The organism is Microcoleus sp. PH2017_34_RAT_O_A, assembly GCF_020737885.1.
Taxonomy (GTDB): Bacteria; Cyanobacteriota; Cyanobacteriia; order Cyanobacteriales; family Microcoleaceae; genus Microcoleus.
In genome coordinates this window covers 10,658-12,676 of the sequence record NZ_JAEQDD010000149.1, presented here as the reverse complement: position 1 = coordinate 12,676, position 2,019 = coordinate 10,658, and the positions used below count along the sequence as shown (strand labels likewise).

Sequence of the window (2,019 nt, the reverse complement as noted above, 5' to 3'; positions counted from 1 at the left end):
CTTAAGGTACGTAGTTGCGCTTGAGCGCTCTTTCGGAGATTGTGGAAAAGAGCGCTTAAGCGCAACTACGTACCTAATTGAAGCGCTCTTTTAGAGATTTTGCAAAAGAGCGCTTAAGCGCAACTACGTACCTAATTAAAGCGCTCTTTTCTAGATTTTGCAAAAGAGCGCTGAAGCGCAACTACGTACCTAATTGAACGGTTGATGATGTGGATTAATTGCGGTGATTGTTGGTGTACCGAATTCGGGCTCCGGCCCACTGAAGTTTTTCCCTCAATGTGCCGTAATAAGAATAGTTTTCCCGCAAAATGATAAATTTGGCTTCGCAGTCTGCCATCCGCACATCTACGCGCTGTCCGGGCCAAATTGCTGTAGCTAAAATGCCGTCCATCCAGAGTTTTGTACTGAGTTCGTAATCTGCTAAGGGCCAAATGCTGACGACGGAACCGGGCGGCAAAACTACAGCCCGGCTGGATAAACTTAAAGGGCAAATCGGAGTAACTGCGATCGCATCCATTCCCGAGTGGATAATCGGCCCGTTGGCAGATGCGGTGTAGCAAGTCGAACCGGTAGGGGTTGCCACAATTAAACCGTCGCCTTGATATTGATCGACTACTTCGCCGTCAACTTCCATTTCTAGAATACAGCTCGGCATTCGATCGGCAGAAGCAGGTTTGACACACATTTCATTAAGTGCCAAAAATCGATCGCTTTCCGGTTCAAGATTAGTTCTGTTTCCCTCAAAAACCGCCGCCTGCAACATCATCCGCTTCTGCACGGCATACCTATCTTCGGCTAGTCTGTCCCAAATCTCCTCAGTATTTTGGAAATCCTCAAAAGACTCGGTTAAAAAACCCAGATGTCCGCCTACATTCGCAGCTAAAATCGGGATGCCGTCAGCAGCCAAATTCCGCGCAGCAGCCAGGGCGGTACCGTCGCCGCCGAGAACTACGGCTAGATCGATCGGGCTGTTACTAGAAGCTAAAAACACCGGATACGGGTTATCTTTCGGGCCGCTGGGGCCCATTAAAACTTGACATCCGCGACTTTCTAACTGGCGGGCACATTGTTCTGCCCACCGCTGGCTGAGGGTGTCTCGGGCTTTGTGGGCGATAATTACTTGTTTTAGTTGCACAATTAATTTGGGATTTGGGATTTGGGGTTTGGGATTTTAGACTGAACTAAAAAATCTCAAAATGTTCGATCGCACAAATTGATTTCGGACATCATTTTAGATATTAAACTATTCTTGAAAATTGCGAGGCATAGCCAAAGCATCTGCGTTCCTCGGCAGCGCCGGGGAACGAGAATTCCCCATTGTTTAATCGAAAATCGCCCATCGAAAATGGTATTGATTACCCATCAATACTTCGGGATTTGGGCTGCGGCCAAATAATGCTGGTATCGGAGGCGAGGATGCGAGAAACTGCGATCGCCCCAAAACGGTTGAGGTGGCTGGGATCTAAGAAATAGTCGTTGCGATTTGGCCACCGCTGGGACAAGTCGCGGAAGGCGAATCCTTTTTGTCGCGAGAGTTGCTGCATTCGTTGTCTAAACTGCTGTTCTGCCCACCGACGAGTTGGATCTAGGTAGTCGTCGGTGAGGGGCAAATTGACGAAAATTAGGGGGATTTTCCGAGTTTTGGTAAATGCTACGACTGAATTAAAGGCTGTTGCTTGTTTGCCGCTGAGGTTGAAGTCTTCGTAGTCGCGATCGTACTTGCCTGAAACGTAAGCGCGTTGTCGATAATATGTGTTGGGATTGTAACTTCCTGATATAGGCATGAATCCGTTAGAGTCGATCGCATCTGCCAATTCGCTGACTTGTCTAATTGCTATTTTTGTTTGTGATACTGCATTCTGGGCAACAGGCAAGATGCCTGTTCCACTGTTGAGTAATTTGACTGTGGGGAGTAGGGGTTGGGCATCTTGCCCGCCCCAGTCAGCAACAGGCAAGATGCCTGTTCCACTGTTGAGTAATTTGACTGTGGGGTGGGCATCTTGCCCGCCCCAGTCAGCA

1 protein-coding gene and 1 pseudogene are annotated in these 2,019 nt (G+C 48.4%); both read right to left on the bottom strand.

The window, feature by feature from the left end; all coding sequences use genetic code 11:
• Positions 1-214: 214 nt before the first annotated feature.
• Entirely contained in the window at positions 215-1,135 is a 921-nt protein-coding gene (locus tag JGK11_RS31125) for an NAD(+) kinase (RefSeq protein ID WP_293199260.1), read from the bottom strand.
• 220 nt (positions 1,136-1,355) lie between these two features.
• Positions 1,356-2,019, bottom strand: a pseudogene (locus tag JGK11_RS31120) (hypothetical protein); the annotation flags it as partial.